The 21,134-nt window shown below is 57.5% G+C and carries 20 protein-coding genes; 4 read left to right on the top strand and 16 right to left on the bottom strand.

Going from position 1 to position 21,134, the window contains the following annotated elements; translation table 11 throughout:
- Positions 1 to 105: 105 nt before the first annotated feature.
- Positions 106 to 300 (bottom strand): 50S ribosomal protein L35, encoded by a 195-nt coding sequence (gene rpmI, locus ACQQZ8_RS05035; protein WP_431711593.1) that lies wholly within the window; start codon positions 298 to 300, stop codon positions 106 to 108.
- 177 nt (positions 301 to 477) lie between these two features.
- Entirely contained in the window at positions 478 to 1,131 is a 654-nt protein-coding gene (gene infC / locus ACQQZ8_RS05030; protein WP_431712142.1) for a translation initiation factor IF-3, read from the bottom strand.
- Between the two features lie 311 nt (positions 1,132 to 1,442).
- Between infC and ACQQZ8_RS05025 the strand changes: the two genes are divergently transcribed.
- Positions 1,443 to 1,808, top strand: coding sequence for a DUF1844 domain-containing protein (locus ACQQZ8_RS05025; protein WP_431711592.1), 366 nt, complete (start codon positions 1,443 to 1,445; stop codon positions 1,806 to 1,808).
- Positions 1,809 to 2,139: 331 nt separating this feature from the next.
- Here ACQQZ8_RS05025 and ACQQZ8_RS05020 read toward each other — a convergent pair whose 3' ends face one another.
- From ACQQZ8_RS05020 to ACQQZ8_RS04985, 8 genes are all read right to left on the bottom strand, one after another.
- A complete protein-coding gene (locus ACQQZ8_RS05020) occupies positions 2,140 to 3,477 on the bottom strand; it encodes an MFS transporter (RefSeq protein ID WP_431711591.1) in 1,338 nt (445 codons plus the stop codon).
- Positions 3,478 to 3,503: 26 nt separating this feature from the next.
- Complete coding sequence (locus tag ACQQZ8_RS05015; RefSeq protein WP_431711590.1) at positions 3,504 to 4,385, bottom strand: SseB family protein; 882 nt, start codon at positions 4,383 to 4,385, stop codon at positions 3,504 to 3,506.
- Between the two features lie 126 nt (positions 4,386 to 4,511).
- Positions 4,512 to 5,252, bottom strand: a complete 741-nt coding sequence (gene priA / locus ACQQZ8_RS05010; RefSeq protein WP_431711589.1) for a bifunctional 1-(5-phosphoribosyl)-5-((5-phosphoribosylamino)methylideneamino)imidazole-4-carboxamide isomerase/phosphoribosylanthranilate isomerase PriA — start codon at positions 5,250 to 5,252, stop codon at positions 4,512 to 4,514.
- Positions 5,253 to 5,289: 37 nt separating this feature from the next.
- The gene (locus ACQQZ8_RS05005; RefSeq protein WP_431711588.1) at positions 5,290 to 5,442 is read right to left on the bottom strand and encodes a hypothetical protein; all 153 of its coding nucleotides are present in this window, start codon (positions 5,440 to 5,442) and stop codon (positions 5,290 to 5,292) included.
- Positions 5,442 to 6,077 carry an imidazole glycerol phosphate synthase subunit HisH gene (gene hisH, locus ACQQZ8_RS05000; protein WP_431711587.1) on the bottom strand — a complete coding sequence of 212 codons (636 nt, stop codon included), beginning with the start codon at positions 6,075 to 6,077 and terminating at the stop codon, positions 5,442 to 5,444. Before hisH ends, ACQQZ8_RS05005 begins: the two co-directional genes overlap by 1 nt.
- Complete coding sequence (hisB, locus tag ACQQZ8_RS04995) at positions 6,078 to 6,698, bottom strand: imidazoleglycerol-phosphate dehydratase HisB (RefSeq protein ID WP_431711586.1); 621 nt, start codon at positions 6,696 to 6,698, stop codon at positions 6,078 to 6,080.
- A gap of 30 nt (positions 6,699 to 6,728) precedes the next feature.
- The gene (locus ACQQZ8_RS04990; RefSeq protein WP_431711585.1) at positions 6,729 to 7,835 is read right to left on the bottom strand and encodes a histidinol-phosphate transaminase; all 1,107 of its coding nucleotides are present in this window, start codon (positions 7,833 to 7,835) and stop codon (positions 6,729 to 6,731) included.
- A 78-nt stretch (positions 7,836 to 7,913) separates the two neighbouring features.
- Positions 7,914 to 8,264 carry a LysM peptidoglycan-binding domain-containing protein gene (locus tag ACQQZ8_RS04985; protein WP_431711584.1) on the bottom strand — a complete coding sequence of 117 codons (351 nt, stop codon included), beginning with the start codon at positions 8,262 to 8,264 and terminating at the stop codon, positions 7,914 to 7,916.
- Positions 8,265 to 8,523: 259 nt separating this feature from the next.
- Here ACQQZ8_RS04985 and lexA point away from each other — a divergent pair, with 259 nt between their 5' ends.
- On the top strand, positions 8,524 to 9,243 hold the full coding sequence (gene lexA / locus ACQQZ8_RS04980; RefSeq protein WP_431711583.1) for a transcriptional repressor LexA: 720 nt from the start codon (positions 8,524 to 8,526) through the stop codon (positions 9,241 to 9,243).
- Positions 9,244 to 10,027: 784 nt separating this feature from the next.
- On the opposite strand, the gene ACQQZ8_RS04975 is transcribed toward lexA, so the two are convergent.
- The 3 genes from ACQQZ8_RS04975 to hflX all read right to left on the bottom strand — a co-directional run bounded on the left by ACQQZ8_RS04975 (position 10,028) and on the right by hflX (position 14,706).
- The gene (locus tag ACQQZ8_RS04975; RefSeq protein WP_431711582.1) at positions 10,028 to 11,086 is read right to left on the bottom strand and encodes a glycoside hydrolase family 76 protein; all 1,059 of its coding nucleotides are present in this window, start codon (positions 11,084 to 11,086) and stop codon (positions 10,028 to 10,030) included.
- A 67-nt stretch (positions 11,087 to 11,153) separates the two neighbouring features.
- Entirely contained in the window at positions 11,154 to 13,145 is a 1,992-nt protein-coding gene (locus ACQQZ8_RS04970) for an ATP-dependent DNA helicase (RefSeq protein WP_431711581.1), read from the bottom strand.
- Entirely contained in the window at positions 13,138 to 14,706 is a 1,569-nt protein-coding gene (gene hflX / locus ACQQZ8_RS04965; protein ID WP_431711580.1) for a GTPase HflX, read from the bottom strand. Before hflX ends, ACQQZ8_RS04970 begins: the two co-directional genes overlap by 8 nt.
- Positions 14,707 to 15,117: 411 nt before the next feature.
- Between hflX and ACQQZ8_RS04960 the strand changes: the two genes are divergently transcribed.
- Complete coding sequence (locus tag ACQQZ8_RS04960; RefSeq protein WP_431711579.1) at positions 15,118 to 15,726, top strand: class I SAM-dependent methyltransferase; 609 nt, start codon at positions 15,118 to 15,120, stop codon at positions 15,724 to 15,726.
- Positions 15,727 to 15,768: 42 nt separating this feature from the next.
- On the opposite strand, the gene dapF is transcribed toward ACQQZ8_RS04960, so the two are convergent.
- From dapF to miaB, 3 genes are read right to left on the bottom strand one after another with little or no spacing between them, the layout of a single operon-like run.
- Positions 15,769 to 16,701 (bottom strand): diaminopimelate epimerase, encoded by a 933-nt coding sequence (gene dapF / locus ACQQZ8_RS04955; protein WP_431711578.1) that lies wholly within the window; start codon positions 16,699 to 16,701, stop codon positions 15,769 to 15,771.
- An 11-nt stretch (positions 16,702 to 16,712) separates the two neighbouring features.
- Positions 16,713 to 17,633: a tRNA (adenosine(37)-N6)-dimethylallyltransferase MiaA gene (gene miaA, locus ACQQZ8_RS04950; RefSeq protein WP_431711577.1), complete on the bottom strand. Its 921-nt coding sequence runs from the start codon at positions 17,631 to 17,633 to the stop codon at positions 16,713 to 16,715.
- A 4-nt stretch (positions 17,634 to 17,637) separates the two neighbouring features.
- Positions 17,638 to 19,086, bottom strand: a complete 1,449-nt coding sequence (gene miaB, locus ACQQZ8_RS04945) for a tRNA (N6-isopentenyl adenosine(37)-C2)-methylthiotransferase MiaB (protein WP_431712141.1) — start codon at positions 19,084 to 19,086, stop codon at positions 17,638 to 17,640.
- Between the two features lie 365 nt (positions 19,087 to 19,451).
- On the opposite strand from miaB, the gene hutU reads away from it, so the two are divergent.
- Complete coding sequence (hutU, locus tag ACQQZ8_RS04940; protein ID WP_431711576.1) at positions 19,452 to 21,125, top strand: urocanate hydratase; 1,674 nt, start codon at positions 19,452 to 19,454, stop codon at positions 21,123 to 21,125.
- The last annotated feature ends 9 nt before the right edge of the window (positions 21,126 to 21,134 follow it).

Genomic DNA, 21,134 nt, shown 5'->3' with positions numbered 1-21,134 from the left:
GTGTACTCCTTCAAGTCTGTCCCCGTCATGACGAATCTTTGGTGACGGTGAAATCTAGTGGTTGGTTGGGGTAAAGCTTCCCCGGTGTTCTTGCGAAGGGGAGGCTTAGAGGCCCAGCATCCGCTTGATGGTCTTCACATCGGCCTTGGCAACAAGCTGATCGCTTTTCAGACGACGGGTGATGCGGGAAGACTTGTGCTCCAGGTAGTGGCGGCGGTTAGCCTGCTGGCGCTGCAGCTTTCCGCTGCCGGTCACCTTGAAGCGCTTCTTGGCGCCACTATGAGTCTTGAACTTCGGCATAGCTGCCGTTCTCCTTACGTGCTCCCGGTCCGATCCGTGAGGATCTGCCAGGGAATCATCCGAGCGGGCCCCTCGCAACTGAGGTGACCGCTATGTTTACAGGTCCGATCCTTCCGGGGGAAGGATCTTCCGCTCGAAAAGAGCGGCGTGGATTCGGGTGAATCCACTCGGCTTCGCTTACGCGTCACCTTCGGCTTGAGCCCGTGCCTGCTCAAGCTTTGCGCGAGCCTCGTCGTCCATGGAGGAGGCAACGTTCTGTTCCGAAGTCTCCGCAGGAGCATCGGTCGGTACGCGGCGCTTCGAGCCACGGCCACTGGACTTCTGCTGCTGTTCGCGGCGGGCCTCAGCCTTGTTCTTCAGTGGACCAACAACCATGACCATATTTCGGCCATCGATGCGCGGGCTGGACTCTACGATCCCGACTTCCGCAACGTCCTCTGCAAACTTTTCCAGCAGACGAATGCCCATCTCTGGGCGCTGCTGCTCACGACCACGGAACTGGATCATGGCCTTGACCTTGTCGCCTGCGCCCAAGAAGCGCAGTGCGTGGCCGACCTTGGTTTCATAGTCGTGGGTGTCGATCTTCAAACGGAAGCGAACTTCCTTCAGAACCGTATTGGTCTGGTTCTTCCGGGCTTCACGCGCCTTGACGGCCGCCTCGTACTTGTACTTGCCGAAGTCCATCAGCTTGCACACTGGAGGCTTGGCGTTCGGGGCCACCTCGACCAAGTCCAGATCGGACTCGTGAGCCAGGCGAAGTGCGTCCTCAATGCGGACGATTCCTACCTGTTCACCGTTCGGGCCAACGAGACGTACCTCTGGTACGCGAATGCGCTCGTTAATGCGTGGATCGCTGATGTGTAACTCCTGTTAGTAGAAAAACTTGGTAGTCCCAGCAAACGAAAAGGCCTCCGGCTGCTGATGCAGGCGAAGGCCACGGGTCGACAGGGTAGCTCTAAAGAAGAGTTACCACGGGTAGGCTTACGCTTACCCGGCCGAGAAACCCGGACGCCTAGGCGGCGACGGCGGGTGGGAGATGGCCTCCACTTGCATGTCTCAACACTAATCATGTTGGTCACAAATCCATATTTGGACCATAACCAAGTAACCGTATCGAGTCGGTCTATGACAAGCTTAGCAGTATGAGTACCGAAGATTCCAATTCACAGCAGCAGGCCGTCGCCGATCAGGTCCGCGATATCGCCGAGGTTCCGGCGGTCGAAATCATCACCACTGCGGCCGTCCACCTGATGAGTGCCGCCGCCGTGAAATGCGGACTGGCCGAGGGCGAAGACGCCAATGACCTCAAGGATTTGGATGAGGCACGCAAGCTGATTACGGCTCTGGCTGGGCTGGTTACCGCTGGTGCACCGGAAATCGGTTCGCAGCATGCCGCCCCATTGCGTGATGGTTTGCGTAGTCTGCAGCTGGCATTCCGTGAAGCCTCGATCATCCCCGATGCCCCGGGCAAGGGTCCAGGCGAAAAGTTCACCGGTCCGGTCAGCTAACTACTAATCGCCGGAAAATTAAGAGATTAACCTCATGGACTCGTTTCCCTCGGGAAACGAGTCCATTGTTGTCTGAAGACCCTTCATCGGGGCCGGACAGCAGATTGAAATCCCATAAATGCTCGATCAGCCGATCAGTGGCCCAGCGCGACTGCGGCTTCCGGCAGTAAACCCGTAAGCACCGCATTCACTAATCGCCAGCACCGTCAGGCATGCTCGCGTTCCAGCCAGTCCTAGGCCATTGCTCACGAGGAGGCCGGATAGAGGTCGGCTGGTGGACTACGTGAGAGCAATCGGGGTTTGGCGAGCATTCGCGCTTGCGGCCATTTGCCTAGACGACCGATTCCAACCGACGTTTACGTGAGCGGTGGACGCGGCGGCGAATCTGCTGGGCTACTAAGGCAATAAGCACCACCAAGATGGCGATCATCCCGATCCCAGCGAACGCCACCGCCGGACCGGCGAGATCCACCAGCGCACCGGTCACCGGTGAACCAAGTGAGGTCCCTGCGGTCATTGCCGAACCATACCAGCCCATGGCTTCACCGCGCCGATGCTCAGCTACCAGGTCGGTGAGCCATTCCGAAGCGGCGGAGAGGGTTGGAGCCACCAATAATCCAGGGAGCGCCGAGAGTAACGCCAAACTCCAGGTATCGGTAGCAAAGTACATCGGCACGGTCAGGATGGCCATACCCAGCAGCAATAGCAGCGGGGAGATCCGCTTATCGAGCATCCCATAGGCGAGTCCACCAATCAGTGAGAAACCGCACCAGAACAGGAACACGAGCCCCAGATCTCCAGGGTTACCCTGCATTTCAAGCTCGGCCACAATGCTGACTTCGGTGCCAGTGAGCAGCGCTCCGGCGCCGCCGGCAACGATGAAGACTGCCAACACCGAGGCGCTCATCCAGCTGAAGTTGCTCTTGACCTTCCGTCCGCGTTCGGCCAACCGGGCGCGAGCGGATTTTCGTCCGGCCAGAATCAATTCGCCTTCAACCTCATGCACACCGGCCGGAGCCGCGGCCACCAAACTGGCTTCGGCGCCCAAGCGTTCTTCGTGCGCGTTGACTCGCTTAGCCACCGCTTTCGGGTCATCGGTTCGGGTCGGTGGATTCAGGATGTAGAGTCCGAGCCCACCCAGCGAACCCAAAATTCCCACGGCGGTCAGGCCTAAGGTGGTGTCTAATTGCGTGGCGATAATTCCGGCGGAGGCAGGTCCAACAATAAAGACCAGCTCGGTGGCCATCGCATCCAAGGCGAAGGCGGATCTACGTTGTTCGCCGGTGGTCAGCACCCCCAACGCGGTGCGGACCACCGAAAAAACAGGCAATGCGAAAAGTCCGCCGATAAACGCCAGCGGATAGATCCAGACCAATGGCACGTGCGGTACGGTAGCCCATACCGCGACTTCGATCACGATCGAGGGAATCAATGCCCGACGCAGACCCCACGCGTCGACGCGATTGCCACGCCAGGGGGCACCAATGGCAATACCAACAGTCATCAACGCGACCACTAGGCCTGCCGAGGTCCAGGTTTGTTCCAAGTTCAGCACCAGATGCAGTAGCAGCAGCATACTCAGCGCCGAGTGCGGCAGTCGGGCAACCATTCCCAGGATGAGTAGCCCGCTAATTGCCGGCTGTCTAAGGATCTGCCCGTACCGTTTCATGCCGTGATATAGCCCTTCTGATGTTTTTAGCTTGGGGTGCTGAGCAAACTGACTTCCAGAGAGTCTACGGCTTCAGCGAATTCTGGGGTGGTGGATAGTTTTTGGTGTACTTGCCCGGTAATTTCACGGGCCTTCGCTTCACTGGTTCCAGCCGCGAAGGTGAACTGTAGTTGAAGCTCGGGGCCTGCCCCGCCACCGGCGACCGGATTGTTCTGCGCGTCTCGGGACCCTACTCCCCTACCTGGGCCTAGCCGAACTTGAAGCAGTTCGCGATGCCCCTCGGTGGCTTGGGCAACCAGTGCGGCGAGGGTTTCGTCCTGATAGCTAGGTGTCCAGGGGATTTGTTTGGCGAGGGTCCATACCCCGGGCCGCCGTAGCACAAAAGTGAAGTCGCTTCCCGGGTCCAAGACCAGTAATTCGGCTTCTTCGCTGACTGCTGACAGGGCAGCACGTGGAGCATAGACCGCTACCGGTCGCGCGTCCGGATGCCATGCCTGCAGTCGTTCAACGGTAGTAAAGACCGGCAGCGCCATCCGTCCGTCCGGGGCTTTAATTTTGATCAAAGCCATATCCGCTTCCTTATCGGAGGCGAACCCGTGTTCGGTCATCGCTTCTTCGCCCAATTGTGCCACCACAGCAACAAATACTCGCGCATTCGCTAGGGCCTGATGCACCACGCTCTCGTCGCCAGTTCCCGCGCGCAACCCCAGCAATGCCTCGGTCACTGCGGCGTCGGCTTTGCCGTCATCCTTGTCAAAGTTGTGTAGCGGGTTACCTTCCCCGCTCAGGTCACGACCTTCCCACGACTGACCTGCGGAGTCGGCGGCAGATCCCGCTTGCGCCAAGGCGGCAACAATATGGCCGGGCAAGTGACGTTTGGGTTCAGGTGCGGAAGGCTGGGTGTTCATCCTCCCATGCTATAAGCTCCCGCAAGGACTTCGAGCCGATTCTTCAGGCTTTAAATGTGATGTGGGCCGAACCCGGAGAAAATCTCTGGGTTCGGCCCATTCAATGGCCTTCTGGCGGCTTTGACTTTAAGCTTCGCCGGCGGCTACGGCCAGAGCTTCAGCAAGCGTGAAGCGTCCGGCATACAGTGCTTTACCCATAATCGCACCTTCCACACCCAGTGGCACCAACTCACGCAAGGCCCGCAGGTCATCCAGGGAGGAGATGCCGCCCGAAGCAACGATCGGCTTGTCCGTCTTGGCGCACATTTCCCGCAGCAGCTGCACATTTGGTCCGCGCAAAGTACCGTCCTTGGTCACGTCGGTGACGACGTATCGGGCGCAACCGGCATCCTCTAAGCGAGCCAGTACCTCCCAGATATCGCCGCCTTCCTTGGTCCAGCCACGTCCAGAAAGGGTGGTACCGCGCACGTCGAGACCTACCGCGATCTGATCACCAAAACGCTCGATAGCACGTGCGGTCCATTCCGGATTTTCCAGTGCCGCAGTTCCGAGGTTGACCCGGGTCGCCCCAAATTCCAATGCCCGCTCTAGCGAGGCGTCGTCTCGGATGCCTCCGGAGAGTTCGACCTTGATCTTTAGCTCTTCGGCGATACGCTGCACGATGCCGGTGTTATGGCCGCGGTCAAATGCCGCGTCTAGATCCACCAGGTGCAGCCATTCGGCACCCTGAGTCTGCCAGGACAGGGCAGCTTCCAGCGGATCCCCGTACCCGGTTTCGGAACCGGCTTCGCCCTGAACCAGTCGCACCGCTTGACCATCGGCAATATCAACCGCTGGTAGCAGTTCAAGATTTGCTTGCTCGCTCATTTTTTCCTTTGAGGTGTAGTGAAATAGCTTCGTCTAGCTAGAGAGTAAGTACCCAACCGGCCACAATGCACCCGACTGCCAGCGCCCAACAGGTGATGATCCAAGAAATATGGGCGTTCTGGCGGCGTAAGGAAATTGCACCGCCAGCCAGGAACGCGCCGATCCCCATTAATACAACGGTCCAGATCATTAGAGCGTCTCCAACCAGTTACGCAGCAACCGGTTGCCCGCGGCACCGGACTTCTCCGGGTGGAACTGCACCGCGCTGAGCGGCCCATTTTCTACCGCGGCAACAAACGGCTTACCGTGGGTAGACCAGGTTACCTTCGGTGCGGTCATCGCTGGCTGTGTAATGTCAAAGGCCCACTGCTGCACCGCGTAGGAGTGCACAAAATAGAAACGTTCGTTCTCGATTCCGGCGAAAAGTTTGCTACCTTCAGGCGCAGCAATCGTGTTCCAGCCCATATGTGGGATGACCTCGGCCTCTAGTCGTTCCACGACCCCGGGCCATTCGGCCAACCCTTCGGTACGTACCCCGTGTTCCACGCCTTCTTCAAAGAACACCTGGTGGCCCACGCAAATACCCAATACCGGGCGTCCACCGGCGACCCGGCGGCCAATCCAACGTGGGGCGTCGATGGCCTTGAGCTGCTCCATCACCGACGCGTAGGCCCCAACACCGGGCACCAGCAATCCGTCGGCTTCCAAAATAGCTCGGGAATCAGCGGTCAATTCAACCTTTGCACCGGCGGCTTCAAGTGCTCGTACTGCGGAGCGGACATTGCCCGAACCGTAGTCAAGAACGACTACGTTCTTAGCTTCCACCTACAGCGCACCCTTCGTGGACGGAATCTGATCTCCCATGCGTGAGTCGACCTCAACGGCTTCGCGCAGCGCTCGGGCCAAAGCCTTGAACTGTGCTTCCACAATGTGGTGAGGATCGCGACCGGAGAGTACTTCGATATGCGCGCAAATCTGTGCGTGGAAGGTCAGCGATTCGAAGACATGTCGGGTCATTGATCCGGTGAAGTGACCACCGATCAGGTGGTACTCCTGGCCAGCTGGTTCCCCGCCGTGCACTAGGTACGGGCGCCCAGAGATATCGACGACCGCACGGGCCAGCGCTTCATCTAGTGGCGCGTAGGCGGTGCCAAAGCGGCGAATGCCGACTTTAGTCCCCAAAGCGGTCCGGAGTACTTCGCCAAGCGTGATCGCGGTGTCTTCCACGGTGTGGTGAACATCGATATGCACATCTCCGGTGGCACGTACCGTCAGGTCGATCAGCGAGTGCTTGGACAGGGCGGTGAGCATGTGGTCAAAGAATGGCACCTGAGTGCTGATCTCGGACTGGCCGGTGCCGTCCAGGTCGAGTTCGACGAACACCGACGATTCGCTCGTCACACGTTCCATACGGGCGCGGCGGCCACCCAATGATTCGGCAGACATCTTTTTCCTTCGCTTGCTGCTGGCAGTTGGCTATTTTCCGGATTCGAGTAGCTCGCTGAGCCGATCGAGAAATGCAGTAGTTTCGGCTTCGGTTCCGGCGGTTACGCGCAGGGTGCCAGGGATCCCGTTGTTACGTACAATGATCCCTGCTTCGAGCAGTCCCTGCCAAATCGTTTCGGGATCTTCAAGTCCACCGAAAAAGACGAAGTTCGAATCGCTGACCGATGGGTTCAGTCCCAACTCGTTCAGCCGGCTCACGATCCGGTCACGTTGAATCTTGATCTCTTCGACTTCCGCAAGCAGGGCATCAACATTCTTGAGTGCCGCGATTGCAGTTGCTTGGGTGACAGCTGAGAGGTGATATGGCAAACGCACCAATCGAATCGCATCACTGACTTCAGGTGCCGCGGCCAGATAGCCCAACCGGGCGCCGGCCAACGCGAATGCCTTGGACATGGTCCGGGTAACGATAAGCCGTTGGCGTCCGGGCAAGAGGGCGAGGGCAGATTTGGTTCCGGCCAAGGAGAATTCGGCATAGGCTTCGTCTACGATCACCATCGCGCCGTACTCACTGGCCGCTTCGTAGACCGCTTCGATGACGTCTAAGCCTAGAGCAGTACCGGTCGGATTATTTGGGGAGCACAGGATGACAATGTTGGGCCGGTGTTCACGTACCTGCGCGGCCGCGGACTCGGCCGAAAGGGTGAAGTCTGCAGCACGTGTACCAGCGATAAATGCGGTATCGGTGCCACTGGCCAGCAGTGGGTACATCGAATAGGTCGGCACAAAGCTCATGACACTTCGCCCCGGTCCCCCGAAGGCCTGCAGAATCTGTTGCAGAATTTCATTCGACCCATTGGCCGCCCAGATATGGTCGGCGCTGAGGCCATGACCTAGATAGGCGGCAAGAAGTTCGCGCAATTCGGTGAATTCACGATCCGGGTAGCGGTTCAACGTAGTCGCCGCCTTTGCCACTTCTTCAGCGATCGAGGTAACTACCTCCGGTGGCAAGGGGTGCGTATTTTCGTTGACATTCAGCTGAATTGGCACGTCAATTTGCGGCGCACCATAGGGGGAGAGCCCGCGGAGATTCTCACGCAAGGGCAGCTGACTTAGAAGTTCACTGCGGTCTTTCACGGAACAATTCTACGTTGGCGGCGCCCTGAGCAGTGAATCAGTGACGCCGTGGCCGGTAATAAAGCCGTAGGCCGAGGGCTACTCCGCTACCGGAATATAGAGGGTTTGCCCGGCTTGCAGGGTGGAACCCTCCAAGGAGTTCAGTTCAGCGATCTGACGAACGGCCGACTCCATGTCATATCCTTCAGAGAACTCACTGGCCAAACCCCAGAGAGTATCGCCGGGCAGCACGGTCACTTCAACCGCTTCCACTCCCGTCGGCTGCTGAACCGAAGCCATGACCGAATTACTGAACATGGTCACAAAAAATGTTGCTGCCAGGGTCAGCAAGAATACCGGAATCCCCACCAAAACAACCCAGCCACGACGGTTCAGTTTGATTCTCATCGGGGTGCTGTTCTGATCTTTATCTAAAGCTGTCGTAGCCACGGCGGACATCCTCTCCAAAGGAACAAATTGCGAGTTTCGATCATTCGAACATCAGATTCGAATATATGTTCGGATCTAGTACATCTTTTCTAACAGAGCATCACGACACTTGTCCACATAATTCGAACAAATCTTTGAAAGACACTAGGAAATCAACTAAGATTTCGAAGTAAATCGAGCATGCGAATATCACAGCAGTCGCTACCGACAGTTTGTGAGATCGAAAAAATTTGCGAACGCTAGGGAAGGCAGAACTCACATGTCAGCATCACAACGCACACCCCGTGCAAATGCTCGGTCGCTGACCATTCGGCAGAAAAAGATTCTGGAAACCATTCAGCGTGCCATCGGTAATAACGGCTACCCGCCCTCGATGCGTGAGATTGGCGACGCAGTAGGTTTGGCCAGCCTTTCTTCGGTAACCCATCAGCTCGGGCAACTTGAGAAGCTGGGGTACATTCGCAAAGATCCCCGTCGCCCCCGTGCGATGGAAATCCTCTTGCCACTTCAGCTCAACGACGAAGCTGAGGCTGCGGAAAAGGTTCCGGCACGGGCAGTTGAACCGGTGGAAGAAAACAAGGTTATTGAACTGAGCTCATCAGCAGACACCACGATGGTGCCTCTGGTGGGTCGGATCGCGGCCGGCGGGCCAATCTTGGCCGAGCAGAGCGTCGAAGATGTCTTTTCTTTGCCCCGTCAACTAGTTGGTCACGGTGAACTTTTTATGTTGCGTGTGTCCGGGGATTCCATGGTTGACGCCGCAATCTGCGACGGCGACTGGGTTGTTGTACGCCGCCAGCAGACGGCTGAGAATGGCGATATCGTCGCCGCCTTGCTAGATGAAGAAGCAACCGTCAAAACCTTCCGCCAACGCGATGGCCACACGTGGCTGCTGCCGCAGAACTCTCGCTACGAACCAATCCTTGGCGATAATGCCACCATCATGGGCAAGGTTGTTTCGGTGATGCGCTCACTCTAAACAGCAGCGGCTGAGCACCGGGCAAAGACTTCACCCGCTGATCCACAGTCTTCTAGTCAGCTCAGTGAGACGAGCTGATCAGCCCGCTCCTTCTAGCTTGCTTCGGACTTGGTGACCTAGCTTTGGTGCTCCTTGCCCGTAGCCTACGGCCGGAAGTTTCCGGCATACGTGTGATGGTGATAATCGCGTTCTCGGTGCTCGCACTGAGAGATATTGTCGGTGCAATAGGCTGTCCAGTAAGACTAATCGGCACCATGCCAATGCAGGGTTCCGTGCCGCCGAAGACCGCGTCGTGGACGTTTTGGTAGTACCTGCGGGAGCGGAACGCACTCTAGTTGCGACAGGCCTCGGTCATTCTCACCGAGCTCACTACATGGGTGTTCAAAGTCCCCAACTGGGTCTCAATGAGTCAAGCAGCGGCCCAACGAACGGCTGCGTCTCAGCCAAGAAATGCCGTACAGCCTTCGCCAGGATCAACAGCCCCGCAGACATCATCCTGGTTCATGTGCGGCCACTAGGATCACACAGCGAACCAATAGGTGGCGCAAAGGCCACTCACTAGACCAGAATCACCGCACACGCACGCGAAGACGTTCGTCTTATCGAGCCTGCGTGCGGCGACTACACGCTGTGTACGATGGCGTACTTGGTGGCATTCGTGCGCCTAACCTCATGGGTTTCAGTGAGATTATCGGAGGTGGCAAAACACTGGCTGAAAAACCTGAAGACCCAGGGGGTTTTCGCACCCCACGATGATCCTCGATCCTAAGTGATAGTCCGCAGCTTAGCCCTCCGTGAGGCTTGAGCGTACGGTTGCCGCAGCAAAGAACAGCGTTGTACGTTGCACGGCACCCGATAACTGAGACGGTTGCTGCGCTGGCAGAGCCATCGCAGTTTGTTCCACTAAAGTTGCCGCGAGCTGTCGAGTTGCGAGGGGCAATCGTGTATCTCTGGCAGCAAACGCCAAATACCGACATAAGATACCGGTAAAGAGCCCCCCGTCTGCCCCGGATTCCAACCTGATTCCGGATGTCGGAGTGACGAGATTCTTATTCACTGCACTAACTAGCTCAGCTACATGTCCCAAATCCTCGGGCTGTCCAAGCTCCAATAAAGCCCCAATAATTGGTCCTTGGTTGTACGTGAAGACTCTGCGGTCCAGCCGATGTCCGTGTTGGGTCAGATGGATCCCGTCCAGATATAGTCCAAGCTGAGGATCGTAGAGTCGCTCACGCATCCATCCGACCAGTGCTCTGGCCATAGCGGTGTCGCCGCTGCGGGCAAAATGAAGCGCTGCAGGTGAATTCACTGGCGTATTCTTGAAATTCCGTGCCCGTGACCAATACAAACCACCGGCAAGTACCTGATCATGTGCCGAGTAAAGTTCTGCGCCTAGGGTGCGTTGGACGGTGCGTGCTAGGTTGCTAGGTTCCTCGTGCAGCGCCAGCGCCAACTGGTCCAAACGTGCGGCGGCGAGCACCAACCAGGCCATATCATCAAAGAAATAGTTGGAAAAGCGCAGCAGATTTCGTAGCCAAACACCACGGACAAGCTGCTTGCCCCGCACTAACTGAACTCTAGCCGCTTGCAAGTTCTCGGCACGCCAAAAATGGAAGCCAGCATCACAGATCGCGTCTAAATAGTGGGCTTGCCACCAGTAGTTCCACAACGCCGGGGGCAGATCACTGCGCAGACAGGCAGTAATCCTCCGCAAACGTCCTTCGGTGGGAAGTGCGTTCGGTGTTCCCAGCCACGTTCCTCCGATTCCCAGCACCCGATGGCCAAACTGTTGGTGCACCTGGTCCAAGGATTCGGTTGCTAGTTCTCCCCATGAGTAGCTCATTGGTGGCTCCTCCCGTGCTTGAAAGAAGTTGCTAAACCAGCTTGAACCATGGATTGGTGATGAACCACTATTTGTTCGGGTTCATCCGCTTCAACACACCCATGATCACCTTTTTGTCCGGTGTCGGCCACATTGGAGGCAAGGAAGCTTTCAGGTAGCTACCGTAGCGCGCTGTCGCCATCCGAGAGTCAAGCACGGCCACCACGCCCTTATCGCTGACCGAACGAATCAACCGGCCTGCACCCTGCGCTAAACGGACCGCGGCATGAGCCGCAGAAACCTGCATGAAGCCGTTACCTCCGTGTCGGGCGATATCTTGGGTGCGTGCCTTGGCGATCGGATCATCCGGTCGCGGGAACGGAATCTTGTCAATGATCACTAAACGGCAGGCCTCACCGGGCACGTCAACGCCCTGCCACAAAGTCATCGTGCCAAAAAGGCAAGCGTCGCGATCGGCACTGAAGTCGGCAACCAACGACTTCATGCTCGCCTCGCCTTGGCAGAGGATTGGGACATCAAGTTTTGGCCGCAGAATGGCTGCGGCTTCCTCGGCCGAGCGCCGTGAGGTGAACAGCACCAAGGCCCCTCCCCCAGAAGCCTCGATCAGGTCTTCGATTTCATCTAGGGTTTCGGCCGAAAGCTGCCGGGCCGGTTTGGGCAAGTGCTTGGCCACATACAAAATCCCCTGTTTCGGGTAATCAAAGGGGCTCCCCACATCTACACCCTGCCAGGATGGTGCACCTTGTCCCATCAGCCCTAGCGAGCCCGCCACCGCATCAAACTGGGCCCCAATGGCTAAGGTCGCGCTGGTGAGAATCACCGTCCGACCATCGAAGAGCCCTTCGCGGAGTTTCCCCGCCACGGATAGTGGGGCAACGTTTAGGGTCGCAGGTTGGGAATCGTCCGCTTCGACATAACCGCGTCCATCGACAAACTCTCGTGGTCGCGAGGTCCAAAGGACTTCACGACGCTCCTCATGCTCGAGCATCCGCAGTGAATCATCCAGCACCGCCTGCATCTGGGAACGCGCGGTTTGGCGTCCTCCGTCAACCGGGTCCCCAGCTTCGGGTTTGGACAACGATAACGCTAGCCGAGCCTGCTCGGTAATGTCGTTGAGCGCAATGCCGGTTGCTTCGTCCAGACCGCGTTCTAAGAGACCGGTGGGTTGCCCGGATAGAGACTTCTCTAACCGGGTGGCCGCATTAACCAGTTCATCCACATTCATTGCGTAGTGTCGTTTCATCGATCCGGCAGCGGTCAACACCGTGCGCGGGGAGAGCGAGCTAGCGACCGAAGAGGTCACTCGGTCCTGCAATTCGTGGGCCTCATCAATGATGGCTACATCGAAGTCCGGAAGGACGGACAGTCCTTCGAAGGCAGAGACCGCCAGCAGGGCGTGGTTGGTGATCACCACGTCGGCTTCGCCAGCGTGCGCCCGAGCCATTTCGGAGAAACATTCATCAGCCATGGGGCACTTTTGTGCACCTAGACATTCCATGGCCGAGACCGACACCTGACGCCAGGCTTTGTCTGAGACCCCAGGGATGAGTTCGTCGCGATCACCGGTCTCGGTTTCTTCAGCCCACTCGCGCAGCTTCATGACTTCGGTGGCTAAAGGAGAGAAGATTTGCCCCGGTGCCGGGGCATCATCCATGGAAAATAAGGCCCCTTCATCGTCCGGGTAGCCGCCGCCCAGCTTGTACTGGCACAGGTAATTTGAGCGGCCTTTGAGTAAAGCCACGTCCATGGGTCGGGAAAGTTTTCCCTTCAAGGCGTTGAGCAGGCGTGGGACATCACGGCTGACAATCTGGGATTGTAGGGCCAGGGTTGCGGTGGCAACGATGACCGGTTTGGCCGAGGTCTGGGCATGAGCCAGCGCCGGGATCAGGTAACCCATCGACTTACCCGTCCCGGTACCGGCTTGGACTAGCAGGTGTTCTTCTTCTTCCAAAGAACGAACCACCTGACGAACCATTTCCTGCTGACCAGTTCGGCTTTGGCCACCCATCGCGGTGACCGCTGCGTCCAGGAGGTCCAACGCCTGCTGCTGCCTATCCATGAATGTTGTATTGCTCCAATTCCGCAGCCAATGACTTGCGGACCTTGACGATCATGCGAGTGCCCTGATCTAGGTGTTCACTTTCGAGAATTTCGGCTTCGGCCTGATGCAGTTTCGCCACCAGATCGCCACGCTGATAAGGGATCAGAACCTCGAGTTGAATGTCGGGGCGTGGAATCGAGGTACTGATCTTCTCCAGTAGTTCATCGATTCCTTGACCGGTATAGGCCGAGACCACCACCGAATTTGATTCGCGATTGCGAACCCGTTCAATCACGAACGGGTCGGCCACGTCGGCCTTATTCAACACGATAATTTCCGGAATGTTCATCGCGTCAACTTCGGTCAACACCTTACGGACCGCTGCGATCTGCCCTTCCGGATCTGGGTGTGAAGCGTCCACGACATGCAAGATCAGATCCGAATCCGCGATCTCTTCCAGAGTCGAACGGAAGGCTTCGACCAACTGGGTCGGCAAGTTTGACACGAACCCGACCGTGTCGGCCAAGGTGTAGGTCAAACCGTCGTCGGTCTCGGATTGGCGCACCGTGGGGTCCAAAGTGGCAAACAGTGCGTTCTCTACCAAAACTCCGGCGTTAGTCAGCCGGTTTAGTAGCGACGACTTACCAGCATTGGTGTACCCGGCGATCGCTACGGATGGGATCTGGTTGCGCTTGCGGTTGGCACGTTTGGCCTCGCGAGCCGGTTTCATCGCCTTGATCTGGCGCCGCAGTTTAGCCATCCGGTCGCGAATGCGCCGACGATCCATTTCGATCTTCGTTTCACCCGGGCCGCGGGAACCGATACCTCCACCAGCGGCACCCACCCGGCCACCGGCCTGACGGGACATCGACTCACCCCAACCACGCAGGCGGGGAAGCAAATACTCCAGCTGGGCCAGTTCAACCTGGGCCTTACCTTCACGGGATTTAGCATGCTGGGCGAAAATATCCAGAATCAAAGCTGTCCGGTCAATGACCTTGACCTTGACAATGTCTTCCAGCGCACGACGCTGCGACGGGGAAATTTCATCGTCCACGATCACCGTGTCTGCGCCGGTCTCGGCAACGATAGCGCGTAGTTCCTCAGCTTTACCGGAGCCAAGATAGGTGCTTGGGTCGGCCTTCATCCGACGTTGAACCAGCCCGTCAAGGACCTCCGAGCCTGCGGTTTCAGCCAACGCAGCCAGTTCTCGCAAGGAATTTTCGGCATCAACCGATGAACCGTCAGACCAAATACCGGCTAGCACCACACGTTCGAGGCGCAACTGACGATTTTCAACCTCGGTAACGTCTTCGAGTTCCGTGGAAAGCCCGGCAACACGACGCAGCGCCCGACGCTCGGCTAGATCTTCTTGAAACCCATCGAACTCCGTGTGATCTTGGACGAAGCTGTCCAGTGCGGTAGCCCGGTTGGAGAAGATATGGTCCTCGTCCTCGGCTTCGAATCGGTGGGTCGCCGGTGCTTGCTGATTATCTGCAGCAAGAATGCGTTCGATGGCAGACTGAATCTGCTGCTCATCCATAGGCAGGTCGTTCTCGTTTGACTCGGTGTTGGTCATGTTCCCCTTTGAAGTGCTGTACTTTCCAGAATAGTGTGCGCTACCCCCGATTGGCGATGTGCCACGAGAGGGTTCTGAGTGTTTTGGCATGTTGGCCCCTGAGGTGTTGATCTCGATGTCGATATGTGCGGATGGCAACAACATGGGACGAAAAAGTGTTAAAACCTTGAGCAGTACCGCAGAAAAGGGTTGCAAGGGAAAAGACTTGAGTTCGCCCCGGGATCATTCCGGCCGGTGGCGCGTGAAAAGCGCGTGCAGAAGTTCGGCGGGATCCCTGAGTTACCGTAAAGATACGGAATTAGGCGTAAATCAAAGTCATAGGGAAAACTCTATCAGTAATCGGTAGCGGTGACTATATTGCGTATCCCACATCGTTTGTTGCCCCTAGGCTCCGCGGGATAACCTTCCTTTATGACCTCGGATCACTACTTCAGCTCCACGCCTGCTTCCGCCGATGAACGGCGCACCATCACGGTGCAGCTGAATGGTCAATCCGTGAAGGTACAGACCGCCGCCGGGATCTTCTCACCATCGGGTTTGGACAAGGGAACCGCAGTTTTACTCGACCATGTCCCCACTCCGCGCGGGACCGTCTTAGACATTGGCTGTGGCTGGGGCCCGATCGCACTCACCGCCGCGTTACAGAATCCCGAAGGGCGTGTCTACGGGGTGGAGGTCAATGACCGGTCCATCGAGCTGGCTCGACTCAATGTCGAGTCTCTGGGACTATCCAATGTGCAGATTGCTCGTCCCGAGGCTATCGATGCGCAGCTGGAATTCGACACCATCTGGTCCAATCCACCGATCCGCATCGGCAAGGAAGCTCTCCACGAACTACTGCTTTTGTGGTTGCCTCGGTTAGCGCCCGGTGGCCAAGCTTGGTTAGTAGTCCAGAAGAATCTCGGTAGCGATTCACTTCAGAAGTGGCTGGGTGAGCAGTTGCCACAGGCTTGGACTATCACCCGGGTGACCAGCTCCAAGGGCTTCCGAATCCTGAAGATTTCGCGTCCACTGGACTAACTCAGGCCCCGGCCGCAGCCGCGCCCCGAAGACTGCGTAACGCTACTGTCGGGTGATAACTCCGCGCGAAATCAATTGGGCCGGACCTGCCAAGATCACATCTTCGGTCCCTTCCTCATTCTTTCGGAATGACACGCTTACTTGGCCGCCCGGGATGTTGACCACCCAATCATCGACGATGAGGGTACTGCGCGCCCAAAAACGTACCGCGGCCGCCGCGGCGCAGGCTCCGGTTCCGCAAGAGAGCGTCTCCCCTACCCCACGTTCATATACCCGCATGCTCACCTGACCGATCCCGTCGAGCACCAGCGGGTCAGCGGGCACAACGAATTCAACATTGGTGCCGTTGTCCGGGGATGGAAACACTTCTGGTTGCTCGTTTAGGTTAAGCTCTTCGAGCTCCGCGTTTTCGGCTAAGGCAACGACTGTATGTGGGTTGCCCATGGTGATGGACAGTGCTGGGCGAGCTTGATCCCAGAAAGCCAATTGGACCGTGCTATCCAGTGCGGAGGATGCGGCTTGTTCGGCATGGATCAGCCCCCACGGGCCAAGATTTACCGCATAACCCTCGGGAAGTCGGGTCACTTCTTTGACTCCGGCCCGGCTGCCTATCCGTAGCGAGGAGCCGACCGGAAGATCCACGAGTTTCTCTTGGACCAAGAAGTGTACGAAAAGCCGCACCCCATTACCGCACATTTCCGCGATCGAGCCATCGGCGTTGCGGTAGTCCATAAACCAGTACGCGTCCTGATCTGATTGAACCTGATAGGCATATTCCGGGAGCTTGCTGGTGGGCACCGCACGGATCACACCATCGGCGCCTAGCCCGAAGTGCCGATCGGACAACGCTGCCACCTGCTCAGCGCTCAGATCCAACTGTCCTTCAGGATCGGCCAACATGACGAAATCGTTGCCGGTGGCATGTCCCTTGGCGTAGGCCAGTGCACTGAGCTGTTCGAGCGGTTCATGAGCCATGCTGGGTGTCCTTAGCTGTTACTGGTTGCCTGCCGGAGATGTTCCAACGCGCGCTCAATCATTCCATCTTCACTCGGGTCGAACCAAGTGACCCTGTCATCTGCGTTGAACCAAGTAATTTGGCGCCGAGCAAATTGTCGGGTGGCAACAATAGTCTGTTCGATCGCTTCCGCACGGGAGATGTGCCCGTCAATGAAATCTAGATACTGCTGGTAGCCGATGGCGCGGGAGGAGGTTTTGCCCTCGCGTAGTCCTCGCGGGATCAGTTGGCGGACTTCGTTTGCTAAACCCTGAGCATCCATAAGATGAACCCGTTGCGCCAGCCGTTCGTGAAGCGACGCTCGGTCAAGGTTGAGGCCCAACTGTATCGCCGGTTGAACGTACTTACGTTCGGGCATGTAGGAACTAAAGGGGCGCCCGGAAATCTCGAACACCTCAACGGCGCGGATGGCTCGGCGTAAATCCAGCTTGCGGGCAGCTGACACCGGGTCTATCCGTGCCAAATGGTCCCGGAGCGTTTGCTCACCGTCCCGTTGCACTTCGTGTTCTAAACGGGTGCGAACCGCAGGGTCAGTGGGTGGGAAGTCAATCACATCTAGGGCCGCCCGCACATATAGCCCGGATCCACCCACCAGCACCGGGACCTTTCCGCGTGAAAAAATCTGTGCAAAACATTCACGGGCTTGGAACTGGAACTGTGCCACGGAGGCTTCTTCACGCAGGTCCATGATGTCCATCAAATGGTGCTGGATTCCGCCGCGTTGTTCCATGGCTAATTTGGCGGTGCCAATATCCATCCCGCGGTAGAACTGCAGGGCATCAGCGTTAACGATTTCCCCACCGAGGCGTTGGGCCAAGGCAATCGCCAAATCCGATTTACCCGTTCCGGTCGGACCGACGACCGCGATCACCGGCAGATTCCGGGACTCCATGAACTTAGCTGCGCACCTTCAAGGTCGGCATTCCCAGATTGGTCTTGCCCACGCTGCTGGCACCACCGGGGGTGGGCACGCCACAGCTCTCGGCTTGGGCACGATCCCACGCGTCCCCTGCACGGGAGCGGCGCAAGGAATACTGGTCCAGGTTTGGATCCGAAACCAGGTGGAAGGCTGCAACCTCGGTGATTGGTAGCGTGACTAAGTCACCCGGGCGCGGGGTTTCCGCCCCCTCGGGGACCGAGAAGTGCACCAGTCGCTGGTCCTGCGCGCGGCCAGCCAAACGATGGGTTTCGGCGGCTTTACGACCGGATTGTTCGGTAACCATGACCTCCACGGTGCGACCGAGCTGCTTGGCGTTTTCTTCCTTGGCAATGCGGTCTTGTAAGTCGGTCAGGCGTTCATAGCGCTCCTGAACAACTTCCTTGGGCAGCTGGTCCTCCATGGTGGCCGCAGGGGTTCCCGGGCGCTTGGAGTACTGGAAGGTGTAGGCCGAGGAAAAGCGTGAAGCCTCCACGATGTCGAGGGTGGCTTGGAAATCCTCTTCGGTTTCCCCAGGGAATCCGACGATAATGTCGGTGGTGATCGCAGCGTGTGGGATACGTTCACGAACCCGATCGAGAATGCCCAAGAACTTCTTCGAACGATAGGAGCGACGCATATCCTTAAGCACCTTGTCCGAACCCGACTGCAATGGCATGTGCAGCTGTGGCATCACGTTCGGAGTCTCGGCCATGGCATCAATGACATCATCGGTGAAAGCCGCTGGGTGCGGGCTGGTGAAACGCACCCGCTCCAAACCTTCAATCTCACCGCAGGCGCGCAGTAGTTTACCGAAGGCAAGACGGTCTCCGAATTCAACGCCGTAGGAGTTCACGTTCTGTCCCAGCAGGGTGACTTCAATAGCTCCGTCGTCAACGAGCGCCTGAATTTCGGCCAGAATCTCGCCAGGGCGGCGGTCGCGTTCCTTGCCACGCAGGGAGGGCACAATGCAGAAAGTGCAGGTGTTGTTGCAGCCTACGGAAATCGATACCCAGCCCGCATAGACCGACTCGCGTCGGGTGGGCAAGGTCGAGGGAAAGACATCCAAAGACTCGAGGATTTCAAGTTCTGCCTGCTGGTTGTGTGCCGAGCGTGCCAACAAGGTGGGTAGCGAGCCAATGTTATGGGTACCAAAAACTACGTCGACCCATGGAGCCTTCTTCAGAATGGTGTCCCGGTCTTTTTGGGCCAAGCACCCACCCACTGCGATTTGCATCCCTGGGCGTTCGTCCTTGACGGCCTTGAGAATGCCCAGATTTCCGTAAAGCTTATTATCAGCATTTTCGCGAACCGCGCAGGTATTGAACACCACGACGTCAGCGACCTGGTTACTGGCTTGCTCCGCTTTACGAGTCAACCCAGCGTCCTCCAAGAGGCCAGAGAGGCGCTCGGAATCGTGCACATTCATCTGGCATCCGAAGGTCCGCACCTCGTAGGTACGTTGTGGGACGTCAGTGTCATTGGGGGTCTTTGATGCTAGCTCAGTCACCACTCTAGATTACCGAAAATTCGGGGCCATCGAAACGAAGGCAACCCTAGGATGGGCGGCGCGCACCGCACGTCACGGAAGAAACCTTGCGCACTACTCAAGATGCTGCCCACGGGATGAACCATTTGACCTCGCGCGGCACGCGGCTAGCTATTCGGCCCGTCAGCACCCGATCAAATCGTCTGATATCCCGGACAGGAGCATCGATTGCCACATGGATTGCCTGCCCAGATTGTCCAATGATGAAAACAACACGAGAACGACCTGATCCAATAGGAGCATTCATGTCACATCTGCCTCGCCCGGTGCGCGCCCCGCGCGGGACACAGCTCACTGCCAAATCCTGGGCAACTGAAGCGCCACTGCGGATGCTGATGAATAACTTGGACCCGGAGGTCGCCGAACGGCCCGATGACCTCGTGGTTTACGGTGGAACCGGAAAAGCGGTCCGCGATTGGCAAGCTTTTGACGCGATCGTGGCGACGTTGAAAGATTTGGAAGAGAACGAAACCCTGCTGATTCAGTCGGGAAAGCCGGTCGGGGTTGTGACCACCAATAAGTGGGCGCCTCGCGTCTTGATCGCCAACTCAAACTTGGTTGGTGATTGGGCGACCTGGGAGCATTTTCGGGCACTCGAAGCCGAAGGGTTGATGATGTATGGCCAGATGACCGCTGGTTCATGGATTTACATTGGAACCCAAGGAATCTTGCAGGGCACTTTTGAAACCTTTGCTGCCATTGCTCGGAAGCGTTTTAATGGCTCGTTAGCCGGCACCTTGACCCTTACTGGGGGTTGTGGTGGCATGGGTGGAGCCCAACCGCTGGCAGTAAGCCTCAACGATGGGGCGGTGCTAATCGTTGATGTTGATGAGTCGCGGCTCCGCCGACGGGTCTCAAAGCGCTACCTCGATGAGGTTCAGCTGGATTTGGATACCGCGATCTCGCGCGTTATGGAAGCTAAGGCCGCAGGACAAGGGCTGTCGGTTGGCTATGTGGGTAATGCCGCCAAGGTATTTCCCGAGCTCCTGCGGAGGCAACGTGCTGGGGAAATCCAGATCGATATCGTCACCGATCAGACCAGTGCACATGACCCGCTTAGCTATCTACCTGTCGGTTATTCCTTAGATCAGTGGCAGCAGGCAGCGGCCGAGAACCCCGAGGACTTCACTCGCCAAGCACAGCTATCTATGGCTAAGCAGGTACAGGCGATGGTGGAGTTTCAAGATCTGGGTGTTGAAGTCTTTGACTATGGCAACTCCATTCGCGATGAAGCGCGCAAAGGTGGCTATGACCGGGCTTTCGAGTTTCCAGGTTTCGTCCCGGCCTATATCCGTCCGTTGTTTTGTGAAGGGCTAGGTCCTTTCCGCTGGGTGGCGCTCTCCGGAGACCCGGAGGACATTCGAGTGACCGATGAGGCGTTGAAGCAACTGTTTCCCGAGAATGAGCATCTGCACCGCTGGCTGGATGCGGCGGCGGAACGTGTGGAGTTTGAGGGGTTGCCCGCCCGCATTTGCTGGCTCGGTTATGGCGAACGGCATCGCGCCGGACTACTCTTCAACCAGCTCGTCGCCGAGGGCAAGGTTTCGGCTCCAATCGTAATTGGGCGTGATCATCTTGATTCGGGTTCGGTGGCCTCCCCCTACCGCGAAACCGAGGCCATGCTCGATGGCAGTGATGCCGTAGCCGATTGGCCGTTGCTCAATGCACTGACCGCAACGAGTTCAGGGGCCAGCTGGGTGTCCATCCACCATGGCGGTGGTGTGGGGATGGGGAGATCTATCCATGCCGGTCAGGTGTCCTTGGCTGATGGATCGGAGTTGGCGGCGGCAAAATTAGAGGCCCTGCTCACCAATGATCCGGCCATGGGTGTATTCCGCCATGTTGATGCCGGGTATGAGCGGGCATTGGAAGTGGCTGAAGAACGCGGAGTACGCATCCCGATGCAGCCAAACGACTAAGCGGCTACT

It is taken from the genome of Glutamicibacter uratoxydans, assembly GCF_050753455.1.
In the GTDB taxonomy this organism is placed as follows: domain Bacteria; phylum Actinomycetota; class Actinomycetes; order Actinomycetales; family Micrococcaceae; genus Glutamicibacter; species Glutamicibacter uratoxydans_A.
This window is presented reverse-complemented; position numbering and strand designations above follow the sequence as displayed.